Origin of the sequence: Curtobacterium sp. Curtsp57, from assembly GCF_047324335.1 — a bacterium.
Classification (GTDB): domain Bacteria; phylum Actinomycetota; class Actinomycetes; order Actinomycetales; family Microbacteriaceae; genus Curtobacterium.
The window spans coordinates 2,159,877-2,182,373 of record NZ_CP168511.1 but is presented as its reverse complement, the minus strand read 5'-3'; the positions used below and the strand labels follow the sequence as shown (position 1 = coordinate 2,182,373).

Sequence of the window (22,497 nt, the reverse complement as noted above, 5' to 3'; positions counted from 1 at the left end):
GTAGGCTCGTGGTGTTCGAAGGAGAACCCATGACGTCGATCACCGACCTCGTCCCGGACCCCGCCGCGCTCGAGCGCATCGCGACCGGCAGTACCTGGGCAGAGGGGCCGTGCTGGATCCCCGCCACCCGGACGCTGCGCTGGTCGGACATCCCGGGCGACCGGATCCTGCAGTGGCACGCGGACACCGGTGCGACCGACGCTTACGCCACCGCCGTCGAGTTCACGAACGGCCGGACACTCGACCGCGACGGCAGCGTCGTGCAGTGCTCGCACGGGAACCGCCGCGTCGAGCGCGATCGGGACGGTGTCGTCGAGGTCATCGCCGACGGCTGGAACGGCGTCCGGCTGAACTCCCCGAACGACGTCGTCGTCTCGCGGGACGGTGCCGTCTGGTTCACCGACCCGGCGTACGGCATCACGCAGCCGCGCGAGGGGCACCCGGGCGAGCGCGAGTACGGCGACCACTGGGTGTTCCGCTGCGGCCCCGACGGCGCTGACCTGCGCCCGGTGGTGCTCGACGCCGACGAGCCGAACGGGCTGGCGTTCGACCCGTCCGAGCGTGTGCTCTACCTCGCGAGCTCGTCCGGCGAGCGTCCTTTCATCCGCGCGTACGACGTCGACGGGCACCGCGTGAAGAACGGCCGGGTCTTCGCCACACTCGCGCCAGGTGAAGGCGCACCGGACGGCATCCGCGTGGACACCGACGGCAACGTGTGGTCGTCGTCGCACGATGGCATCGTCGTGTTCGCCCCCGACGGAACCCGCATCGGCGAGGTCCCCGTCCCCGAGGTCGTCGCGAACCTCTGCTTCGGCGGCGACGACGGGACGACCCTCTTCATCGCGGCGAGCACCTCGATCTACCGCATCGCCACGCGGGCGAGGGACGCCGCTGCCGTATCCTGACCGGGCCATGCAGTGCGACTACTTCGACCGCGGGGTGTGCCGCTCGTGCACGCTCATGGGGCAGCCGTACGCCGAGCAGGTCCTCGACAAGGAGCTCCGGACGCGCGAGCTCCTGCACGACGCGGTCGAGGCCGCCGGGGGCCCCGGCAGCGTCGAGTGGCTCCCCGCGGTCACCAGTCCGGAGTCCGGGTACCGGAACAAGGCGAAGATGGTCGTCGGCGGGTCGACCGAGCACCCCACGGTCGGGATCCTCGACCACCGGCAGCGCGGGGTCGACATCCGGCACTGCGGGATCTGCACGCCGGGCATCCGCCAGGCGCTCCCCGTCCTCGCGGAGTTCGTCACGTCCGCCGGACTGATCCCGTACGACGTCGCCGCACGGCGGGGTGAGCTCAAGTACGTCCTCGTCACCGAGTCGCCGGACGGCGAGCTCATGGTCCGGTTCGTCCTGCGCTCCGAGGGGCAGCTCGCCCGGCTCCGCTCGCGGCTCGGCGACCTGCTGCTGGCGCTGCCGGACGCGGTGGTCGTCACTGCCAACCTGCTGCCGGAGCACAAGGCCGTCACCGAGGGGGACCGCGAGATCGTCCTCACCGAGCAGGAGACGCTCCCCATGCGCTTCGGCGACGTGACGATGCACCTGCGCCCGCAGAGCTTCTTCCAGACCAACGCACACGTCGCGTCCGCGCTGTACATGCAGGCGTCGGCATGGATCGACGAGGTCGCCCCCGCATCGATGTGGGACCTCTACTGCGGTGTCGGTGGCTTCGCCCTGCACGCCGCCCGCCCCGGTCGTGCCGTGACCGGCATCGAGACCAGCGTCGAGGCCATCCGGTCCGCGAAGCAGTCGGCACGAGAAGCCGGGCTGGTGGACGTCCGGTTCGCAGCGGACGACGCGACCGAGCACGCGCTCCGGTCCCGACCCGACCTGATGCCCGAGTTGGTCGTGGTCAACCCGCCACGACGGGGCATCGGTCAGGCGCTGTCGGAGTGGATCGAGACGTCCGACGTCGAACACGTCGTGTACTCCAGCTGCAACCCGGTGACCCTCGCGAAGGACCTCGCGCGGATGCCGTCGCTGCGGCTGCGCCGCGCGCGGGTCCTCGACATGTTCCCGCAGACCGGCCACCTCGAGGCGGTCACCCTCCTCTCCCGCACCTGACCGGATCCGGTCCGGACCACGGCCGGACGGGAGGCACGGGTCGGCGCCGCCACGAGCCTCCAGCCCGGCCTTGCCAGGGGATTCGGATGTTCGTGTACCCGGGTACAGCGCATCGCCGCGTCCGCGGCGATCGGCGCGTACAGGTTCGGCGGAGGGGGACGACCGCCGATGGGTAGAACCATTTGTCTCAGTTTGATAACGACGCGGAGTTTCCTATGGTGGCCGACCGTGACGCCGGCGCGAACCGCTGCCCCCGGCGACACCTCAACAGACCGCGATCGGTCGGGGTGGGCAGCGAGGACGCCGGAAACGGCGGGCGGCCCCGGTGGAGCAACAACATGAAGAAGACCACTCGTACCCGCGCCGTCCTCGGCGGACTCGCCTTCGCCGGCATCGCCGCGGCAGGCGTCGGGCTCTCGGCCCCGGCCAACGCGGCCGACGGATCCACGTGGGACGCCCTCGCGCAGTGCGAGTCCGGCGGTAACTGGGCCATCAACACCGGCAACGGCTACTACGGCGGCCTGCAGTTCACGCAGGGCACCTGGGCCGCGAACGGCGGCACCGGCAGCCCGGCGAACGCCAGCCGCGAGACGCAGATCGCCGTCGCCGAGCACGTCCTCGCCTCGCAGGGTTGGGGAGCATGGCCCGCCTGCTCCGCGAAGCTCGGGCTGAGCGGCACGACCGGCGCTGCCCCCGGCGCGATCCCGCAGCAGCAGGCGGCACCGGCACCGGCTGCGCCCGCTCCTGCCGCCCCGGCGCAGAAGGCTGCACCGTCGACCACGAGTACTGCTCCGAAGGTCACGGCCCCGGCCGCGCCGTCGAAGCCGGCCGCCGTGCCCACCAGCGGCAAGACCTACCAGGTCGTCTCGGGTGACACGCTCGACTCGATCGCCACGAAGCTGGGCATCGAGGGCGGCTACAACAAGCTGTGGGCCGCCAACACGACCACGATCGACAACGCGAACCTGATCTACGCGGGGCAGACGCTGCAGCTCCCGGCCTGATCCCGGTCGACCGATCACCACGCGAACGCCCCCGTGACACTCGTCGCGGGGGCGTTCGGTGCTCCGGCTAGTGCGGGTTGTCCTGCAGCCAGCGGCCGAGGTCGTCGGATCGGAGCGCTGACGACAGCGACTGCACCGCGCCGGTGTCGACCGCGACGTAGGACTGGCCGTCAGCGGACGTCCCACCGCCGGCGGTGGGCAACGTGAACGTCTGCAGGTCGCTCGGACGGACGTCGCGGAGGGACCAGCCGAGCCCCACGAGGGCCTGGAAGTCCAGGCCGGCATCCACCGACAGGTACTTGCTCGTCGCCGTGACGAAGTCCTGGATGCGTCCGGGGTTCGTGATCGTGCCCTTCGAGAGCACGCCGTCGACGATGCCGCGCATGAACGCCTGCTGGTTCTCCACCCGGGTGTGGTCGGCATCGGCGAACGCGTGCCGCTCGCGGACGAACGTCAGCGCCTGGGCACCGTCGAGCCGGTTGGCTCCGGCGACGAAGTGCTGCCCGCGGACGGTGAAGTCCTTCGGCGACTGCACCGTCACGCCGCCGAGCGCGTCGGTCATCCCCTCGAAGCCGGCGAAGTCGATCTCGGCGACGTGGTCGATGCGGACGTCGAGGAGCTGTTCCACCGTCTGCACCGTCAGCGGGACGCCACCCCACGAGGAGGCTGCGTTGATCTTCGCGGTGCCGTGGCCGGGGACGTCGACCCACGAGTCCCGCATGATCGACATCAGGTACACGGCCTTCCGGTCGGCCGGGACGTGGGCGAGCATCAGGGTGTCCGACCGGCCGCCGCCCGCGGTGCCTGCGCCGCTCCTGGAGTCGGAGCCGATCAGCAGGATGTTCTCCGCGCCGTCGGTCGCCGCCGGACGGTCCGCTGTCGGGAACGCGTCCGCGATGACGTCCGAGTTGCGGTCGTAGCTGCGCGCGAGGCCGCCGATGAACACGCTCGCGACCACGGCGATGACCGCTGCGGTGCCGACGAGTGCGCCGACGGTCGCGATGAGGGCGACGAGGAAGGGGCGGCGACGACGGGCAGTGCGGCGACCAGGCATGCCACCGATGCTACGGCATGTGGTATGTCACGTGTGATGTCGTCACGATCTGTGGAGGATCCGCACCAGCGCTGCGCGCAGGTCGGGATCGTCCGGCAGGACCTCGCGCTCGATGTGCCGTGCGGTGTCCCACATCGTGCGCCCGTGCTCCGTGACGGTGACGACCCGGCGGCGACGGTCGGCAGGGTGTGGGCCGCGCTCGATCATGCCGTCGCGCTCGAGGCGCTCGAGCGTCCTCGACATCGTCTGCGGTTGGACCCTGGCCGTGCGGGCGAGGGTGTCCGCCCCCGTCGGCCCCGTGCGGATGACGATGTCGAGTGCGATCAGCGCGGCGTGCGGCAGCCCGATCGCGCGGAGTCGCTCGTCCCAGTCACGTTCGACCGAGCGGGCCGCGGCGGCGAGCAACCGGCCCATGGGCCACTCGGCGGGGGCGTCGTCCATGGTCGGAGTCTACGGTTCGTGCTGATGTGGTTCTTCTAGTAATCAGCATGCTGACTATTGGGGTACGCTCATCGACGTGCCCCGCTTCCTCCGCATCACCATCCCCGCGGTCGTCATCGTCGCCTGGCTCGTCATCGCCTCGATCGGCGGGCCCTTCTTCGGGAAGATCTCCGAGGTCTCGACCAACGACCAGACCTCGTTCCTGCCGGCGTCCGCGGACGCGACCAAGGTGCAGGAGCGCGCTGCGGACTTCCGCGACCCGTCCGGAGCGCCTGCCGTGATCGTGCTCGAGCGCTCGGGCGGGTTCTCGGCCGCCGACACCGCTGTGGCCGCTGCCCTCGTCGGACGGCTCGGCGACCGCTCCGACGTCCAGTCGGTCAGCCCCGCGATCCCGAGCGACGACGGTGACGCCGTGGAGATCGTCGCCACGCTGACGACCGCGGCGGACACCGGGGACGCGGTCGAGGCGATCCGCGCGGACGTCGACGACGCGGTGCCGTCCGGGATGCGCGGGTACGTCACGGGTCCTGCCGGGTTCACGGCCGACCTCACCGAGGCCTTCGCCGGGATCGACGGGATCCTGCTCGGCGTCGCGCTCGCAGCCGTCCTCGTCATCCTCGTCGTGGTCTACCGCTCGCCCCTGTTGCCGTTCCTGGTGCTCGGGACCGCGACGTTCGCGTTGACCGCGTCGATCCTCGTCGTGTGGGCCCTGGCGAAGGCCGGCGTCGTCACCGTCAACGGGCAGGTGCAGGGCATCCTGTCGATCCTCGTCATCGGTGCGGCCACCGACTACGCGCTGCTGTACGTGTCCCGGTACCGCGAGGCACTGCGCGACCACCGCACCGGATGGGAAGCGACGAAGGCCGCGCTGCGTGGGAGTCTCGAGCCGATCCTGGCCTCAGGCGGCACGGTCATCGTGGGCGTGCTCTGCCTGCTGCTGTCCGACCTCAACTCGAACAAGGCGCTGGGTCCCGTCGCGGCCATCGGCATCGCGTTCAGCCTCCTCGCCGCGCTCACGCTGCTGCCCGCGCTGCTCCTCGCCTTCCGGCGCGCAGCGTTCTGGCCGCTCCGCCCGGTCCACGGCAGCGCGCACCCCGTCGTCACCGGCCCGGACGCCACCGGGCTCTGGGCGCGCGTCGGCCGGCTCGTCGCGCGGCGCTCACGGGTCGTCTGGATCGTCTGCACCGTCGGGCTGCTCGCCATGGGCACCGGGCTCATCGGGCTCAAGGCGGACGGGGTCCCGCAGAGCGACCTCGTGATCGGGCAGTCGCAGGCCAGGGACGGTCAGGACGTGCTCGCAGACCACTTCCCCGCTGGGTCGGGAAGCCCCGCGCAGGTCATCGGTTCGGCGGACCGGATCGATCGGCTGGCATCGGCGATCCGCGGTGTGGACGGTGTCGGTGAGGTCGTCGCGGTGTCGAAGGACTCCCCGTCTGGCACCGTGTCGATCGGGTCGTCGGACGCGCCGACGGTGTCGGACGGTGACGTCCTGCTGCAGGCCACGCTCACCTCCGCGGCCGACTCGGACGCCGCGGAGCGGACGATCAGGGACATGCGGACCGCGGTGGAACGCGTCGACCCGTCCGCGATCGTCGGCGGTGTGACCGCCACCGCCGTCGACACGAACGACACCGGCATCCGGGACCGGTCGGTGATCATCCCGGTGGTGCTCGTCGTCATCCTGCTGATCCTGATGCTGCTGCTGCGGAGCATCGTCGCGCCGCTCGTCCTGATCGGCAGCGTGATCGTGTCGTTCGCGGCGGCGCTCGGCGTCGGGGCGCTCGTGTTCGACCACGTGTTCCACTTCCCCGGGGCCGACCCGTCCGTGCCGCTGTACTCGTTCGTGTTCCTCGTGGCGCTCGGGGTCGACTACAACATCTTCCTCATGACCCGGGTGCGCGAGGAGACGATCCGGTCCGGCCCGCGCGAGGGCGTGCTCCGCGGGCTCGGCGTCACGGGTGGCGTGATCACGTCCGCCGGCGTGGTCCTCGCGGCGACGTTCGCGGCCCTCGGGGTGATCCCCATCCTGTTCCTCGTGCAGATCGCGTTCGTGGTCGCGTTCGGGGTGCTGCTCGACACGATCGTGGTCCGTTCCCTGCTCGTCCCGGCGCTGGCGTACGACCTCGGGCGGCACGCGTGGTGGCCGTCGCGGCTGTCGCGTCGAACTGCCGACGATCCTGTCGCGGCGACGAGCCGACATGTGACACGCTGAGCGCATGCCAGTTCCCTCGACACAGCCCGCAGCAGAGCGCAAGCTCCTCCGTGACACGGTGCAGGACAAGATCCGCGACGCGATCATGGACGGCACGCTCGAGCCGGGGGAGCGCCTGAACGACGACGACCTCATCGCGTGGCTCGGCGTCTCGCGCACCCCGATCCGCGAGGCCCTCGCGGAGCTCGCCCGCTCCGGCCTGATCGAGATGGCGCCGAACCGGTACACCCGTGTCGCCGCTCCGGCCAAGGACGAGCTCCTCGACGCCTACCGGACGCTCGGCGTCATCTACGGCGGTGTCGTCCGGCTCGCGGTCCCGCGGTTCACCGACGCCGAGCGCAAGAAGATCGTGAAGATGCTCGACGACGTCGCCTCGCGCGTCGGCAAGGAAGAGCAGTCCGAGGTCGCGCACGACGGAGCCGACCTCTACGCGATGTGGGCGGATGCCTGCGGGAACCCCTCGCTCGAGCAGCTCTGCAAGTCGACGACCGACGGGCTCGCGTTCAAGCTCCGCGTTCCCGAGTTCGCCGAACTCGTGCCGGCCGACGTCATCCTGCCGGAGCTCAGGAAGCTGCAGGACGCGGTCGTGGCGAAGGACCCGATCGCTGCCGAGCTCGCGATGGAGGCCGTGCACCTGCTGCCGTCGCGCGGCTGACGACACCGCCCCCGCGCCGAGCGACGCGGGGGCAGTGGGACCCGTGTGGGTCAGAGCGTCCCGGTGGCGGTGTTCCAGCGGTCGACGGTGTCGTCGAGGTCCTTCAGGACCGCGTCCCAGTCGGGACGGACGACGGTGACGCCGTCGAGCAGCTTCGTGACCTTCTCCGCCTCCGGACCGGTCGGCGTGACGTCGTCGCGTGCCGGCAGCCCGCCGGCGACGGTGGTCGCTTCCTCCTGCACCTTCTCCGAGTAGAGGTAGTCGAGCAGCTTCTTGCCGGCGGCAGCGTGCGGGGCGTCCTCGACGAGGCCCGCGACGTACGGCACCGACATGGTGGTCGGCTTGCCGTCCTCGCCGTCGAGGAAGAAGATCCCGAGGTTCGGCATGGACGCCTGCTGCGCGAGGTTCATCTGGACGTCACCGTTCGCGATCGACAGCTCGCCCTTGTCGACCTTCGCCGCGAGGGCGCCGGTGGAGTCGGACGGGCCGACGTTGTTCTCCTGCAGGTCGCGCATGTAGCCGTCGACGGCCTGCTTGCCGAGGACCTGCTGCGCGAGCAACAGCATCGCCGTGCCGTCGCCGGCGACACCCGGGGTCGAGTACTGCAGCTTGCCCTTGTAGTCGGCGTCGAGCAGCTCCTTCCAGGTCGTCGGGGCCGACGGCACGGACGAGGTGTTGCGGATGAACCCGATCACGTTGTCGACCATGGTCGTGTACGTGCCGTCAGCGGCCTTGTTGTCGTCCGCGACGTGCTCGGACCCGGCCGGCGTGTACTTCGCCAGGAGCCCCTGCTGGTCGGCCTGCTGGATGAACGGCGGCAGCGTCACGAGGACGTCGGCCTGGGTGTTCGTCTTCTCCTTGGCGGCGCGCTGCACGACCTCCCCTGAACCCGCTTCGACGACGTTCACGGTGATGCCGGTGTCCTTCCGGAAGTCGGCGAACACGGTCTTGTAGAACGACGAGTCCCCGTCGTTCAGCCCGTCGGCGGTGTAGAGCGTGACGGTCTTCGAGTCGGACCCGGAGCCGGTGCTGGCGGCGCCGGTCGCGGAGCAGCCCGCGAGGACGGCGACGGTGGCGACGGCGGCGATGCCAGCGGCGACGCGGCGGCGGGGGGATCGGTGCATGGACATGGTTCTCCCTGAGGCGGATGTGGCGGCGGATGTGGGGCGCAGATGCGGTGGGTCGGGTGGGGGTCAGGCGGCCCGGCGCGCGAGGCGGCCGAGGCCGAGCAGCACGACGAGCGTGATGCCCATGAGCACGACGGCCAGCGCCGCGCCCTCGTACAGGTGGATGCCGCGGCTCGTCATCGAGAAGACCTGCAGCGGCAGCGTGCGCCAGGTCGGCGGCGCGACCATCATCACGGCGGTGAGTTCGCCCATCGACAGTGCCGTGCAGAGCGCGGCGGCGGCGATGAGCGCCGGGCGGAGCTGCGGGAGCACCACGGTCAGGAGCACCCGGATCCCGGATGCCCCGAGTGCCGCGGCCGACTCCTCGTAGCGTCGGTCGAGCCGTTCGACCGCCGCCGCGATCGGCTGGTGGGCGATGGCGCTGACGAGCACCACGTGGGCGGCGAGGACGATCCACACGGTGCCGTTCAGCGGGATGGGGCCGGTCGAGAACGCGATGAGGATCGCGAGCCCGATCGCCACCGACGGCACGGCGACGGGCAGCAGGAACGCGGCGTCGACGACCGGGCGGAGTCGGGGGAGTGCGCGGGCACCGAGCGCTGCCGAGGTGGCGAGCGCGATCGCGATCGCGGTGGCGACCACGGCGGTGGCGAGCGACGCCCCGACCGCGCCGATCGTGCCGGACTCCCCGAAGACCGCCACGAAGTTGCCGAGCGTGATCCCGGACGGGAGCGCACCCGACCACGACGACGCCAACGAACCGAGCAGCACGGCGCCGAACGGCAGCGCGAACACGGCGAGCAGCAGGGCGATCGCGATGGCCTGCACCGTGCGGCGGACGGCAGCGCCGCGGACCAGCATCAGCGCACCCCCGCCCGCGTCACGCGCCGTGCGACCAGGTACAACCCGATCGAGACGGCGACGTTGACGACCGCGGCGATGGCGGCGGTCTGGTACTCGCCGCGGCCGATCGCCTGGCTGTACACCAGGGTCGGCAGGGTCTGCACGTCCTTCGCCCCCGTGAACAGGACGATCCCGAACTCGTTGAGCGAGTACATGAGCACGAGCGCCCCACCCGCGGCGATCGCCGGCAGCACCTCGGGCAGCACGACGGTCCTGATGATCCGCCACGGCCCGGCCCCGAGCGACTCGGCGACCTCGACCTGGCGACGGTCGACGTTCTCGAGTGCGCCGAGCACCGGGCGGAGCACGAAGGGCGTGAAGTACACGACCTCGGCGAGGACGACGCCCCACTGTCCGTCGAGCAGGTGCACCGGTCCGAGGCCGATCGCCGCGAGGCCGCCGTTGACGACGCCGACGTCGCCCCAGACGAACACCAGCGCGAGCGTGATGAGGAACGAGGGGAACGACACCGCGACGTTGAGCGCCCCGACGACGAAGCCGGTCCCGGGGAACGGCACGAAGGCGATGACGAGCGCCAGGAACGTGCCGAGGGCGACGCAGCCGATGGTCGTCAGGACGCCGATCCGGACGGTGGTCCAGATCACGTCGAGGAACACCGGGTTGCCGAAGAGCTCGCCCCACCTGGCCAGGTCGACGGTCCCGAGGTCGTCGTGCACCGCGTTCGACAGCAGCAGGACGAGCGGGTACACGCCCAGGACCAGCAGCACGGCGAGCGGCACGAGCGCCGCCACGGCCGGACCGGCGGCCCTGGTGCGGGGCCGTGCGAGGGCGGGTGGTGCGCCGAGGACGGCGGTCACGGCATGCTCCTGGCGAGGGTGTGCCGGGAGGCTCGGCTCGGCCCGGGCACGGCCGCTTCCGCGGTCCCGTGGTCCGGTCGCACGGCCGTGGCCGGTTCGCGGACGACCACCACGTCGTGCGGCTCGAAGCCGAACCGCACCGTCGAACCGACGGTCGGCGGCACGCTGAGCTCGAGGAGCTCGGCGGCGAACGACTGCGTACCGATCGTCCCGGTGACGTGGTGGGTCGCCCCGCGCCACTGCACGTCGGTCACCGTCACCGCGAGCTCGTTCGTGCCGTGTTCGTCGCCGCACAGCAGCCGGACGCGGTGCGGGCGGACCGACAGGCGGACGGTCGAGCCGCCGCGGACGGGCTCGACGAGCCGGAGCGCCGACGGTGCTCCGTGGACGAGGACCTCGTGGTCTCCGGCGGCGGTGCCCTCGAGGACGTTCGACGCCCCGAGGAACCGGGCGGTGAAGGCGTACTCCGGGTCGCGGTAGAGGCTCTCCGACGCGCCGTACTCGACGAGCCGGGCATCGGCCATCACGGCGATGCGGTCGGCCAGTGCGAGCGCCTCGTTCTGCCCGTGCGTGACGTAGAGCATCGTGACGTCCGGGAGCTCCCGGTGCAGCCGTGCGAGCTCGGCGAGCATCCCCGAGCGGAGCTGCGCGTCGAGGGCCGAGAGCGGTTCGTCGAGCAGCAGGACCGCTGGCCGGGGTGCGAGCGCGCGGGCGATGGCCACACGCTGCTGCTGGCCGCCGGAGAGCGACGATGGACGACGGTCCGCGAACGACGCCATCCCGACCATCGCCAGCGCCTCGAGGACACGCTCGGTGGTGTCGCGGCGACGGACGCCTCGTGACCGGAGCCCGTACGCGACGTTCTGCGCGACGGACATGTGCGGGAACAGGGCGTAGCTCTGCACGACCATCCCGATGCCGCGGTCGCGGGGTGCGACCGATGTGACGTCTCGGCCGCCGAGGAGCACCTGCCCCGACGCCGGCGCCTGGAACCCCGCGACGGCACGCAGCGCGGTGGTCTTGCCGGCACCGGACGGGCCGAGCAGGGCGACGATCTCGCCGCGCGGGACGGCCATCGTCAGCGAGTCGAGGATCACCCGGCCGTCGTCGCCGTGGACCGTGACGTCCCGGAACTCGATCCCGGCGGCGGTGGACGCAGCGCCGTCGACGTCGCGACGGGCGCCGCGGACCGTCACCGTGCCTCCAGGACGGGGAGACCGAGCAGGGACGGGAGGTCCGCGATCGACGCGAGCACGTGCGTGGCCCCCGCAGCGCGGAGGGCTGCCTCGTCGTGCGCGCCCGTCAGGACCCCGACGGAGGCTGCTGCGCCGGACCGGACCCCCGACAGGACGTCGTTCGCGGTGTCACCGACGACCACCATCTGCTGGACGGACTCGGTCTCCGTGCGGATCAGCGCGGTGAGGGGCATGTCCGGGAACGGGCGGCCGCGACCGGCGTCCGCCGGCGTCAGCACCACGTCGACGATGTCGGTCCAGCCGAGCGCCGCGAGCAGTGCCTCCTGCGTCTCGGCGGAGAAGCCGGTGGTGAAGGCCGTCCGGATGCCCGCGGCGCGCAGCGCGTGGATCGTCTCCGCGGCGCCGGGGATCGGCTCGCACCCGCCGGACGCGACGATCTCGCGGTACGCGGACTCGAACGCGGCGTTCGCGCGCCGGGCGAGGTCCTCGTCACCGTTCGCCAGGTGCCGGAACACCACGATCTTCGAGTAGCCCATGGTGTCGCGGACGTACTGCAACATGTCCCGGCGGCCGGCGTCGTCGGCGGCGAGTCCGACGGCGGCGTCAGCGGCGAGGAAGGCGCGCTCGACGGTGCCGTCGTCGCTGACGGTGGTGCCGGCCATGTCGAGGACGACGAGCGTGATGGGGGTGTCGATGGTCATCGGGTCTCCTGGAGGGTGGTCGTGACGGGGCTCGACGGCAGGGTCCCCGCCGCGATGTCGGCGGCGGTGCCGTCGAAGGTGAAGGGGGCGATGCCGAGTCCGGTCGTCATGCCGATGCCGCTCGCGACGGTGACGACGTGCACGCCCGGCTCCGGCTGCTCGATGACGAACTCGCGGTCGGGTGACGACGCGTAGACGCCCTGCCAACGCTCGACGACCGGGACGTCCTCGACGCCGAACAGCCGCTTCGTCTCGCGGATGACCAGGTCGAACCCGGCTTCGGACTCGAACGGCGTCGCATCGATCCCGCGCTCGTGGGTGTCGCCGAGGATGAGCGACCCGTCGACGTGCTGCGTGACCATCTGGTTGAGGTCGAACTCCATCCCCTCGGGGAGTTCGGCCCGCAGTCGGTCACGCAGTGCGTCGGCGCTCGGCTGGGTCGCGAACCCCGAGTAGCGGAGCAGCGACCAGCCCGTGAAGAGCGGTGCGACGAGGGGCGCCCGGAGCGTCGGCGCCGCCCGGAGCATGTGGAGTCGGCAGCGCACCAGGCGGGCGCGCTCGGCGATCTCCGGGAACAGGCGGTCGAGGTCGTGGTTCGTGGCGACGACGACGGTCGCTGCGGCGATGTCGCCGCGGGTGGTGGCGAGGGTCCCGCTGGTCACGCCGGTCGCACTGGTGCGCCAGCGGAAGTCGACGCCCTCGGCCGCCAGGAACGCGGCGATCGCGGGCGTCGCGGTGCGCGGGTCCACCTGCAGGTCGGCCGGGAGGAACGCCCCGCCGACGACCTCGTCCGGGGCGACCGGGATGCGGGTGGTGGCAGCGGTGGCGGTGAGCAGCTCGACCGGACCGCGGGTGGCGGCCGCGAACTCCTCGACGACCGCCAGCTCCTCCGGCCGGCGGGCGACGACCAGCGTGCCGGTCTCGCGGGCCGTGAAACCGGCGCGGACCGCGAGCTCGAGCCAGCGGCCGCGCGCCTCGTTCGCGAACACCGCGGCCGCTCCGGTCTGCGGGGTGATGCAGGCGTGGCCGAAGTTCCGGACGGAGGCGCCGTGCGGGCCGGCTGCGGCGTCGACGACGACGACACGGAGGCCCCTGCGGTGGGCTTCCCAGGCGTGGGCGAGCCCGACGATGCCGGCGCCGACGATCGCGACGTCGTGGTGGGACATGGTGGACATGTCTGGGACGATTCCACACCATCGCGCCACATGGGTATACAACTACGGGATCGTCATGCCCTGTTCACCAGTTCGCAATACAACTCTCGCCGTTCGTGGCGGTGCGCCGAGCGATCCTCGCGGGTTGGCGTCTCTACGATCGACACGTGGCCGACTTCGTGTACCAGCAGATCGCGGACTCCCTGCGTGCCAGGATCCTCGACGGAGACCTCGCACCGGGGGACGACGTCCCGACCGAGGGCGACCTCGCGGTGCAGTGGAACACGTCACGCGGCCCGGTCCGCAACGCACTCGCCGAGCTGCGGAACGAGGGGCTGATCGAGTCGACGCGTGGACGTCCCTCACGCGTGCGGACGCGGCAGGTGCAGCAGCGCGCCGACGTGTACACGCCGTTCACCGCCTGGGCGCGGTCGTTCCACCGGACACCGGGCGGGCGGACCGAGGAGCTCGCGGTGCGGCGTGCCGACGAGCACCAGGCCGCTGCGCTCGGGATCGAGGTCGGGGACCGGGTCGTCGACGTCATCCGGATGCGCACGCTCGACGGGCGTCCTGCGATGGTCGAGCGCTCCACGTTCATCGAGCCCGTCGGCCGGCTGCTGTTCGAGTTCCGGGAGATCGACGAGGAGTCGATCACGGCGTTCCTCGCGACGAAGGGCCACCGGTTCGCGGACGTCACGCACGAGATCGACGCGGTCGCGGCGGACGACCTCGACGCACGGCTCATGGAGGTCCAGCTCGGGTCGCCGATCCTCCGCGTCCGGCGCACCACCGTCGGGGACGACGGACGCGCGTTCGAGTGCTCCGACGACCGCTACCGGAGCGACGTCGTCCGGTTCACCGTCGCCGCCGCGGGCAACCCGTCCTTCATGCAGCCCCGCCCCTGATCCACTGGAAACGTGACGGAGGCACGGTGCGCGCCGGGCGTGCACCGTGCCTCCAGGCCGGGCGGTGGTGACTAGCTGACGGACGGGGCGTCGATGGCCCAGTACCAGTTGTTGTCACCGTTGGTCAGCGACCACTGGACGCGCATCTGCTTCGCACCCGCCGGTACCGCGATCGTCTGCGTGTCGATCGACGCGATGTGGTCGGACGTGTAGGTCTCGATGTTCCTCCACGCACCACCGTCGAACGAGACGAGCACGGAGGCGGTCTCGTTGCCCTCCTTGCGGTAGTGCGACGCGAACGACAGCGTCGCCGAGGTCTTGCCCGTCACCGTGTACGGGGCCGACACGATGCGGCTGTTGAACGTGCCGGTGTGCGACTTGTCCGACCACTCGTCGGAGTCGGCAACGGCGAAGACGCCACGGGCGCGGACGTTGTCCTCGCGTCCCTGGCCGGTCTCGGTGCCGGTCCAGAACACGTCGCTCGCCAGTGACCAGCCCCGCCACTCGCTCACGCCGCCGGTGCCCATCCCGGTGTTGTCCACCGTCCACCCCGTGGGCATCGACTTGGTCCAGCCGAGGGTCGTCGCCGGGATGCCGGTCTCGTCGACCCGGGCCTGCAGCGCGCCGGCCTTCGTGTCGAACGGGTCGGTGGAGACCGCGTCGAGCGGGCGGCCGTCGAGCGCTCCGGGGATCGGGATGCCGAAGGTGTGCAGGACGTCCGCCGCGATGTCGACGTTCTTCGGCGCGACGGCCGGGGTCTGCTTCGCGATGCCGCTGCCGGTCTTCAGGATGAAGGACGAACGCTCGGCAGGCGTGCTGCCACCGTGGCCGCCGGCATCGGTGTGGCCGTGGTCGCTCGTCACGATGAACGACCAGTCGGCGGCGTCGGAGCGTTTCGCCACTGCGGCCCGGATCTGGCCGATGTACCCGTCGATCTCGTGGATCGCGTCGAGGTAGGCCTGCGAGGCGGCTCCCGATGCGTGTCCGGCCTCGTCGACGTCGTCGAAGTGGACGAACGAGGCGTTCGGGCCCGCACTGGTGACCTTCGCGACGGCGCGAGCCGCAGTGTCGGCGTCGCCCTTCGCGGCCTGGACGTCGTCGACCGCGCTCGTGATGAGGGGGGTGCCGGCCGAGCCGTCGACGATCGGGTTCCAGCTGACGTCGGCGAACGTCGACAGGCTCGGGTTCGCCTGCTCGAGCCGCGTCAGGAAGTCGGGGTACTGCGACAGGTTCGTCCCCGTGCCCCACGAGTTGCTGGTCACCCCGTGCTTGTCCGGCCAGACGCCGGTGAGGTTCGTCGCCCACCCCGGTCCGGAGAGCGTCGGCGCCATCGGGTCGGCGTAGAGGGAGGTCTTCGACGAGTACCCGGACGCGATCATCGCGTCGAGGTTCGGTGCGTCGGCCGGTGCGATGCGGTCGAACAGCAGTCCGTCCACCCCGATGACGACGACGTGCTTCGCGGTCGCAGATGCGGCGGGCGCGAGTGTGTTCGGGGTCGTGGCGGACGCGACGGTCGGCACGCCGAGTGCGATGCCGGCGACGGTGGTCGCGGTCAGACAGGCCGCGATCGTGGTGCGGAGGTTCCGCATGTCGTGCTCCTTCGAACGGTGAGGGGCGGTTCGCCCGACACCATCCGAACCGAGTTCGGTATACAACATGTGCCAGTTGCCTGAACGTGTGTCGACAAGTTTGCGGTCAGTGTGCGACGGCGCTGATCATCCCCAGCCCGACACTGATCCGGTCGGCCACCTCGATGAGGTCCTCGGCGAGGGAGTCCATGTCGCGGTCGCGGAGCTGCGTGACCCGGCCGGAGATCGACAGCGCTGCGGCGATCCGTCCGGAGGCGTTCCGGATCGGCGCCGCGATGCAGAACCGACCGAGCGCGAGCTCCTGGTTCTCGACGCACCACCCGCGCGACACCGACGCCGCGAGGTCCGCGGTCAGGACGTCGTGCGTCGTGATGGTGTGGTCGGTGTAGCGGGGGAGCTCCGGGAGCAGTGCCTGTCGCTGCGCCTCGGTCAGGTCGAGCATCAGGGCCTTGCCGAGCGCCGACGCGTGCAGGGGTTGCCGCATGCCGATCATCGTGTGCGACTTCGGCGCGAGCGATCCCTCGAAGTGACAGAGGTAGATCGCCCACGCGTCGTCGAGGACGCCGACGTTGGCGGTCAGGCCGATGCGGTGCGCGAGCTCCTGCGCCGCTGCACGGGACTCGCGGTGGACCGGGTTGTGGTTCAGGCCCTGGCTTGCGAGCTCGAGCACGGCCCGCCCGACCGAGTAGCCCTGCGTCTCCGGGTCGCGGCGCACGTACTCGAGCGACTCCAGCGTCGCGAGGAGCCGACCGGTCGTCGAGGTCCCGAGCCCGATGGCCCTGGCGATGTCCGACGCGCGGACGCTCCCGTTCTCGGAGGCGCCGAGCGCACCGAGGACCGCCGCGGCGCGTTCGATGCTCTGGTTCGGAGGGGTGGTGGCCATGTGCCCATTCTGCTGGTCGGACGGGCACCCCGCGCCGATCCCGACGCGGGGTGCCCTGGGTTCTCAGCCCTTGCGCCACAGGTCAACGAGGAGTCTGGTGAGGTTCACGAGCAAGCCCGCGACCCCCAACCAGAACACCTGTCGCCCGGGCTTGGAGTCGTTGTCCTGGGACATCGATCCACCTTCCGGTGTCTGCGCCGGCGGACACGGGAAGCGCAGGCCAAGGGGTGACTCGCGCGATGATGCGAGCTACCATTGATCCGAGTCTTCAGCTCGGGACGCACGGTGTCCCTTGGCCATCCACTCGGAGGGCCGACCGAAGCCCATCACCGTTGGCGCGGTGGTGGGCTTCAACTCTGCCCGGGCCGCGCCCCGGCGGTGACGCGGACCCGGCGTCAGCGTACGTCCTCGCCGCAGCCGGATCCGCGTATTCCACATGCGGTGGAGCTGGTGATCAGGACACCTTCACGGCGCTCGCCGTGACGAACGGCGATCCGTTGGTCGCGGTCACGACGACGCGCAGCGACGACGTGCGGACCGGCTCGACGTCGTGGACGCGGTGCCGGTGGCGGTTGCCCTCCACCTCCGCCACCGTGCGCCAGTCGCCGTCGACGCACGCCTCGACCCGGTAGTCGCGAGCGAGCTCCGGGACGGCGTCCCAGTGCGTGCGGTGGTGGTGCAGGTTGATGAGGTCCGCGTCGACGTCGTCGTTCCAGACGATGCGGACCTGGTGGACGTCGACGGGCTCTGCCCAGTCGAGCGTCAGCGCTGCCGTACCGACCGCGTCGGACGACCACATGTGCGGCCCACCGAAGGGGCGCTGGTAGCCGTCCACCACCCGGGAGGCTCGCCACGCGTCCGTCTCGCCGCTCACGCTGAACGCGAAGCCGGTTCCGCGCAGGGCGCGGGCCTCCCAGTCGGTGACCGGTTGGTCGGCCTCCTCGGGGATGTGCTCGTCGAACGCCGCGTCCTCGGCGGATCGGGCACGGAGCGCCATCACGCCGTACGGGTGGGCGGTCGTCCGGAAGAGGCGGACGCCGGGGGCTGCCCGGACGACGACGACCGCGTTGCACGGCTCGTCCGGCCTGAACGCGAGGTCGACCACCGCGTCGCCGACACCGGCGGGCACGTGCGCCGCGTGCGTGGCGACGTGGACGATCGGGGCGTAGTTCTGCGGCTTGCCGGTGGTCCAGAGCTCGACGGTCAGGTCGGTGGCGTGGTCGGCTGCGGTACGGATGGCGATCGTGCCGAGCGTCGGGTCCACCGGGAGGACGATCGCGGCGTCCCGGTCGAGGGCGAAGGTCTCCTCGCTGAGCCAGGGCGTCGTGTCGATCGTGGTCAGCTCCGAGCTCGCCGAGACGCGAGCGCTGCGTGCCAGGTCGGCGCCGTCGATCGCCCGGACGCCGATGAGCGGGGCGTCCTCGCGGAGGAGCGTCTGCTGGAGCATCGCGACGTGGTCGGTGCCGAGCTCCCGGGGCGTCAGCCCATGCCGCGCGACGAGGTGTGCGGCGGTCCCGGCGGCCTGTCCCTGGGCGGAGCACGTGGCCATCACCCGCGTCGACCCGAAGGCGATGTGCGACGCGGAGATGTTCCGGCCGGCGAAGAGCAGGTTCGCGACGTTCGCCGAGTAGAGGGAGCGGAACGGGATGTCGTACGTGCCGTCGGTGTAGCGCTGCTGGGCGCCGGCCGTCTCCGCGTAGACACCCTCGACGGGGTGCAGGTCGATCGACCAACCGCCGAACGCGACGGTGTCGGAGAAGGTCCGCTGCGACAGCAGGTCGTGCTGCGTGAGGGTGTGGTCGCCCACGAACCGCCGGTACTCGCGCTTGCCGGGGATCGCGCCGACCCAGTCGAGCGTCATGGTGTCGGCGTCGAACTGCCCGGAGTTCTTGATGTGGTCCCAGATGCCGTAGACGACACCCCAGAGTTCGTCGCGGATGTGTTCGTTGTCGGTCACGGTGTCGAGCTCGCCGCCCCACTCGATCCACCAGTAGTTGCAGCCGTTGTCGCCCGTCTTGATGGCGCGGTTCACGAGGATCGGGGTCGTCGACAGGTCGACCGCGATGGACGGTGCGACGAACTTCTCGGGCTTGCCGGTGTCGTGCGTGGAGAAGAAGATCGAGCTGCCGAGGAGCTCGTCGTCGGCCTGCTCCGGTGCCCAGTCCTCGTCGTACTCGTCGCGCCCTTCGCGGCCGATGCGGTACTCGGCGCCGGCGAGGGCACCGACGAGCCCGTCGCCCGTGCAGTCGAGGAACACCGGCGCGGTGAAGGTCGTCTCGATCTCGCTGCCCATCGTCCACCCGGTGACGCTCGTGATCCGGCGCGCCCCGTCGTCGTCGGACGTCGTGACCGTGCGGACGTCGGTGTTGAGGTGCAGGTGCACGTTCGGCTCGGCGCGGACGAGGTCGAGCACGACCTGGTCCCAGTAGATCGCGTTGCCCTGCGGGTTCCGGTACTGGTTCTCGAGGAACAGCTCACCCATGATGCCGGTCTCGCGGGCGAACCGCTGCGTGCCGTGGGCGGTGGCGCCGACGACCCACACGCGGATCTCGCTCGATGAGTTCCCGCCGAGGACGGGACGGTTGGTGACGAGGGCGACGCTGGAGCCGAGGCGGGCGGCGGCGACGGCGGCGCTCACACCGGCGAGACCGCCGCCGACGACCACGACGTCGTGGTGCTGTTTCCGGGACTGCATGGCAGCGAACGTATCACCCATTGGCGTTTCTTTCCCACTGTGTGGCAAAGTGTGCCCGGCCGATGCTATGGTCAAGCAACTCTCGACAACGAAGTGTGAGGTCCCCACATGAGCGACGTAACCCGAGCGCCCGCAGCGCCGGACGCTGCCACCACCCCAGATCTGAACGCCGCGCTGGGTGACGACGCTCGTCGCACCGGCATGCGGAAGGTCATCGTCGCCGCCGGTGTCGGCCACTTCGTCGAGTGGTTCGACTTCGGCCTCTACGGCACGCTCGCGACGGTCATCTCCGTGCACTTCTTCAAGCAGGGTGACCCGCAGGTCGCGCTGCTGTCGGCGTTCGCCGTGTTCGGCGCCGGGTTCGTGATGCGTCCGCTCGGCGGGCTCTTCTGGGGATCGCTCGGCGACCGGGTCGGCCGCAAGACGACGCTCGCCACGGTGATCCTCATCACGAGCGGCGCGACCGCGCTGATGGGCATCCTGCCGACGTACGAGAACGTCGGACTGTGGGCACCGCTGCTGCTCGTCATCGTGCGACTCGTGCAGGGCTTCGCGGCCGGTGGCGAGGGAGCGGGGGCGACCACGTTGCTGGCGGAGTACGCCCCGTCGAACCGGCGCGGGTTCGTCACGAGCTTCATCGACGTCTTCGGGTTCGTCGCCTTCATCGTCGGCGGCGGCCTGGTGTTCCTGTTCACGGCGATCGCCGGCGGGGACGCACTCGGGTCGTGGGGGTGGCGCGTCCTGTTCCTCATCGCGGTGCCGCTCGGCCTCGTCGGGCTCTACCTCCGCACGAAGCTCGAGGACACCCCGGAGTTCCGGGCGCTCAAGGCGAAGGGCGAGGTCGCCGCGAACCCGTTGCGTCGCTCGATCCGCAGCTCGTGGAAGGCGCTGCTGTTCTGCGTCGGGTTCGTCGTGATCAAGGCCGTCGGACACTGGATCCTGCAGACGTTCATGCCGTCCTACCTGCAGACGGACCTCGGGTACTCCCCGCTGGTGTCCTACGGCGCCGTCGTCCTCGGGTTCATCGTGATCGCCGCCCTGGTGCCGTTCTTCGGGCTGCTGTCGGACAGGATCGGCCGGAAGCCCGTCATGCTGGCCGGTTGCGCGGGGTTCGTCGTGCTGACCTACCCGACGCTCATGCTCATGAACGCCGGCAACTTCTGGGCGGCGGCCGGGGCGATGATGCTCCTCGGGCTGTTCATGGCCGCGTTCGACGGTGCCGTGAGCGCCGCGATGGCCGAGCTCTTCCCGACGAACATCCGCTACGGCTCGATGGGCATCGCCTACAACATCAGCGTGGCGGTCTTCGGTGGGATCACCCCGTACTTCGCCACCTGGCTGATCGCCTCCACGGGCAACACGTTCGCGCCGGCCTTCTACGTGATGGCCGCCGCGCTGGTCAGCGGCATCGCGGTCCTGCGGGCCCGCGAGACCAACAAGGCCTCGTTGCGTCCGGAGTGACGCGGCGACCCGGAGCCGGTCCGGAGGTCCGTGGCGGGCGTGCCACGGGCCTCCAGGCCGTTTTGCAGGGCGGTTTCATGCTCGGCTCACGGTCCGCCGCTATCGTGCTCACGTGAGTTCGCAACCCGATGAGACGACTGTGCGCCGCGGACGCGGCGCCGTGCCGCCCCGGCACGGCCGCCAGAAACGCGGTTTCGGCGTGGTGCTGCCCGCCGTCGCCGGCGTGCTCACCATGGCCCTGCTGCTCGGCGGCGGCTACGCGGCGTACGCGTACAACCGCCTGGCATCCAGCGTCACCAAGGTCGACGCGATCACCGGTTCGACGGACAAGAAGGACGACGTCGACGGCAAGGCGATGAACATCCTGCTGGTCGGGGACGACCACCGGCCGGACAACGCCACACCCGAGCAGATGGCGGAACTGAGCACCGAGTCGGACGGCGGTGCGACGAACACCGACACGATGATCGTGTTGCACATCTCCGCGGACGGCAAGGACGCGACGATGATCTCGTTCCCGCGCGACTCCTACGTCGCGATCCCCGGCGTCGGCAAGGGCAAGCTCAACAGCGCCTTCTACTACGGCACCCTCAACGGCGGTGGGCCCGCCGGCGGCGCACAGCTGCTCATCAAGACGATCGAGGGGCTCAGCGGGCTGACGATCGACCACTACGTGCGCGTCTCCCTGCTCGGGTTCTACGAGATCGTCAAGCAACTGGGACCGGTCTCGGTCTGCCTCAAGGAGCCGGCCAAGGACAGCTACTCGGGCGTCGACCTGCCGGCAGGCACGTCCGAGCTCGACGCCAAGCAGGCGCTGTCGTTCGTGCGGCAGCGGCACGGACTGCCGAACGGTGACCTCGACCGCCAGGTCCGTCAGCAGTACTTCCTGTCGCAGGAAGCGCGGAAGATCCTTTCGGCGGGCACCCTGCTCAACCCCGTGAAGACGACGAACGTCATCGACGCCATCGGTGGGTCCATCGAGACCGACCAGGGGCTCGACATGCTCTCGCTCGCCACCCAGCTGCGGAACCTGCGGCCGGCGAACATCAAGTCGGCGACGATCCCGATCCTCGGCACCCCCACGATCTACGTCGGCGGCTCCGCCCTGTCGATCGTGGAGGTCGACACCGCAGGCATGCCCGCGTTCGTCCAGAGCCTCGTCGGACAGCCGGAGGCGTACACGAAGGCCACGGCGGCCGACCCGGCGAGCGTCGCGGTGACCGTGCTCAACGGCAGCGGCGTGACGGGCGCGGCAGGTGCCGCCGCCACGGTGCTCGCCGGGCGGTCGTTCCAGGTCGGCGCACCGGGATCGTCGGACACCACCGCGACGACGATGGTGCAGTACCCCGCTGGCATGGAAGCGCAGGCCAAGGCCGTCGCCGCCGCGGTCCCCGGCGCGGTCGCCGTGCAGACCTCCTCGGTGCAGGGCGTGACGCTCGTCCTCGGCACGGACGGCAAGACGGCGGTCGCGGCCGAGCAGCCGGCCGACCCGGCGGCGCCGTCGGACGCGGCGTCCCCCTCGGACCAGGCGTCGTCGGACTCCGGCTCGTCGGACTCGGGATCGTCGTCCGAGCCGAGCCCGACGTCCACCGCCGTGCACAACTACGGCTCGGCGGACGCTTGCATCTACTAGGT

General features: G+C 71.0%; 19 protein-coding genes. 8 read left to right on the top strand and 11 right to left on the bottom strand.

The features are described from left to right. The first annotated feature begins 29 nt into the window (after positions 1–29). From ACEN9V_RS10180 to ACEN9V_RS10170, 3 genes are all read left to right on the top strand, one after another. Entirely contained in the window at positions 30–905 is an 876-nt protein-coding gene (locus tag ACEN9V_RS10180; RefSeq protein WP_413600208.1) for an SMP-30/gluconolactonase/LRE family protein, read from the top strand. A gap of 7 nt (positions 906–912) precedes the next feature. After that, a complete protein-coding gene (rlmC, locus tag ACEN9V_RS10175) occupies positions 913–2,064 on the top strand; it encodes a 23S rRNA (uracil(747)-C(5))-methyltransferase RlmC (protein ID WP_413600207.1) in 1,152 nt (383 codons plus the stop codon). Positions 2,065–2,402: 338 nt separating this feature from the next. Next, complete coding sequence (locus ACEN9V_RS10170) at positions 2,403–3,068, top strand: transglycosylase family protein (RefSeq protein WP_413600206.1); 666 nt, start codon at positions 2,403–2,405, stop codon at positions 3,066–3,068. A gap of 67 nt (positions 3,069–3,135) precedes the next feature. On the opposite strand, the gene ACEN9V_RS10165 is transcribed toward ACEN9V_RS10170, so the two are convergent. Next, entirely contained in the window at positions 3,136–4,122 is a 987-nt protein-coding gene (locus ACEN9V_RS10165) for an LCP family protein (protein WP_413600205.1), read from the bottom strand. A gap of 42 nt (positions 4,123–4,164) precedes the next feature. Then, on the bottom strand, positions 4,165–4,563 hold the full coding sequence (locus tag ACEN9V_RS10160; RefSeq protein WP_413600204.1) for a MarR family winged helix-turn-helix transcriptional regulator: 399 nt from the start codon (positions 4,561–4,563) through the stop codon (positions 4,165–4,167). A gap of 76 nt (positions 4,564–4,639) precedes the next feature. Between ACEN9V_RS10160 and ACEN9V_RS10155 the strand changes: the two genes are divergently transcribed. Both ACEN9V_RS10155 and ACEN9V_RS10150 read left to right on the top strand, forming a co-directional pair. After that, positions 4,640–6,775, top strand: coding sequence for an MMPL family transporter (locus ACEN9V_RS10155; protein WP_413600203.1), 2,136 nt, complete (start codon positions 4,640–4,642; stop codon positions 6,773–6,775). Between the two features lie 4 nt (positions 6,776–6,779). Beyond that, positions 6,780–7,430 carry a GntR family transcriptional regulator gene (locus ACEN9V_RS10150; protein WP_413600202.1) on the top strand — a complete coding sequence of 217 codons (651 nt, stop codon included), beginning with the start codon at positions 6,780–6,782 and terminating at the stop codon, positions 7,428–7,430. Between the two features lie 50 nt (positions 7,431–7,480). Here the strand turns inward: ACEN9V_RS10150 and ACEN9V_RS10145 are convergent, their stop codons facing one another. The 6 genes from ACEN9V_RS10145 to ACEN9V_RS10120 form a co-directional block, all read right to left on the bottom strand. Further along, entirely contained in the window at positions 7,481–8,554 is a 1,074-nt protein-coding gene (locus tag ACEN9V_RS10145) for a 2-aminoethylphosphonate ABC transporter substrate-binding protein (protein ID WP_413600201.1), read from the bottom strand. Positions 8,555–8,623: 69 nt separating this feature from the next. Continuing rightward, positions 8,624–9,418 (bottom strand): ABC transporter permease, encoded by a 795-nt coding sequence (locus ACEN9V_RS10140; RefSeq protein WP_413600200.1) that lies wholly within the window; start codon positions 9,416–9,418, stop codon positions 8,624–8,626. After that, positions 9,418–10,278, bottom strand: coding sequence for a 2-aminoethylphosphonate ABC transporter permease subunit (locus ACEN9V_RS10135; protein WP_413600199.1), 861 nt, complete (start codon positions 10,276–10,278; stop codon positions 9,418–9,420). The genes ACEN9V_RS10140 and ACEN9V_RS10135 overlap by 1 nt, the downstream gene beginning before the upstream one ends. Beyond that, on the bottom strand, positions 10,275–11,474 hold the full coding sequence (locus ACEN9V_RS10130) for an ABC transporter ATP-binding protein (RefSeq protein WP_413600198.1): 1,200 nt from the start codon (positions 11,472–11,474) through the stop codon (positions 10,275–10,277). Before ACEN9V_RS10130 ends, ACEN9V_RS10135 begins: the two co-directional genes overlap by 4 nt. Continuing rightward, the gene (locus ACEN9V_RS10125; RefSeq protein ID WP_413600197.1) at positions 11,471–12,175 is read right to left on the bottom strand and encodes a phosphonatase-like hydrolase; all 705 of its coding nucleotides are present in this window, start codon (positions 12,173–12,175) and stop codon (positions 11,471–11,473) included. Before ACEN9V_RS10125 ends, ACEN9V_RS10130 begins: the two co-directional genes overlap by 4 nt. Further along, positions 12,172–13,350, bottom strand: coding sequence for a TIGR03364 family FAD-dependent oxidoreductase (locus ACEN9V_RS10120; RefSeq protein ID WP_413600196.1), 1,179 nt, complete (start codon positions 13,348–13,350; stop codon positions 12,172–12,174). The genes ACEN9V_RS10125 and ACEN9V_RS10120 overlap by 4 nt, the downstream gene beginning before the upstream one ends. A 146-nt stretch (positions 13,351–13,496) precedes the next feature. Here ACEN9V_RS10120 and ACEN9V_RS10115 point away from each other — a divergent pair, with 146 nt between their 5' ends. Further along, entirely contained in the window at positions 13,497–14,234 is a 738-nt protein-coding gene (locus ACEN9V_RS10115) for a GntR family transcriptional regulator (RefSeq protein WP_413600195.1), read from the top strand. Positions 14,235–14,305: 71 nt separating this feature from the next. Here ACEN9V_RS10115 and ACEN9V_RS10110 read toward each other — a convergent pair whose 3' ends face one another. From ACEN9V_RS10110 to ACEN9V_RS10100, 3 genes are all read right to left on the bottom strand, one after another. Continuing rightward, positions 14,306–15,823, bottom strand: a complete 1,518-nt coding sequence (locus tag ACEN9V_RS10110) for an alkaline phosphatase family protein (RefSeq protein ID WP_413600194.1) — start codon at positions 15,821–15,823, stop codon at positions 14,306–14,308. A gap of 106 nt (positions 15,824–15,929) precedes the next feature. Beyond that, a complete protein-coding gene (locus ACEN9V_RS10105; protein ID WP_413600193.1) occupies positions 15,930–16,706 on the bottom strand; it encodes an IclR family transcriptional regulator in 777 nt (258 codons plus the stop codon). 454 nt (positions 16,707–17,160) lie between these two features. Further along, entirely contained in the window at positions 17,161–19,401 is a 2,241-nt protein-coding gene (locus ACEN9V_RS10100; RefSeq protein WP_413600192.1) for an FAD-dependent oxidoreductase, read from the bottom strand. 108 nt (positions 19,402–19,509) lie between these two features. Between ACEN9V_RS10100 and ACEN9V_RS10095 the strand changes: the two genes are divergently transcribed. Beyond that, entirely contained in the window at positions 19,510–20,862 is a 1,353-nt protein-coding gene (locus ACEN9V_RS10095) for an MFS transporter (RefSeq protein ID WP_413600191.1), read from the top strand. Between the two features lie 112 nt (positions 20,863–20,974). Further along, complete coding sequence (locus ACEN9V_RS10090) at positions 20,975–22,495, top strand: LCP family protein (protein ID WP_413600190.1); 1,521 nt, start codon at positions 20,975–20,977, stop codon at positions 22,493–22,495. The last annotated feature ends 2 nt before the right edge of the window (positions 22,496–22,497 follow it).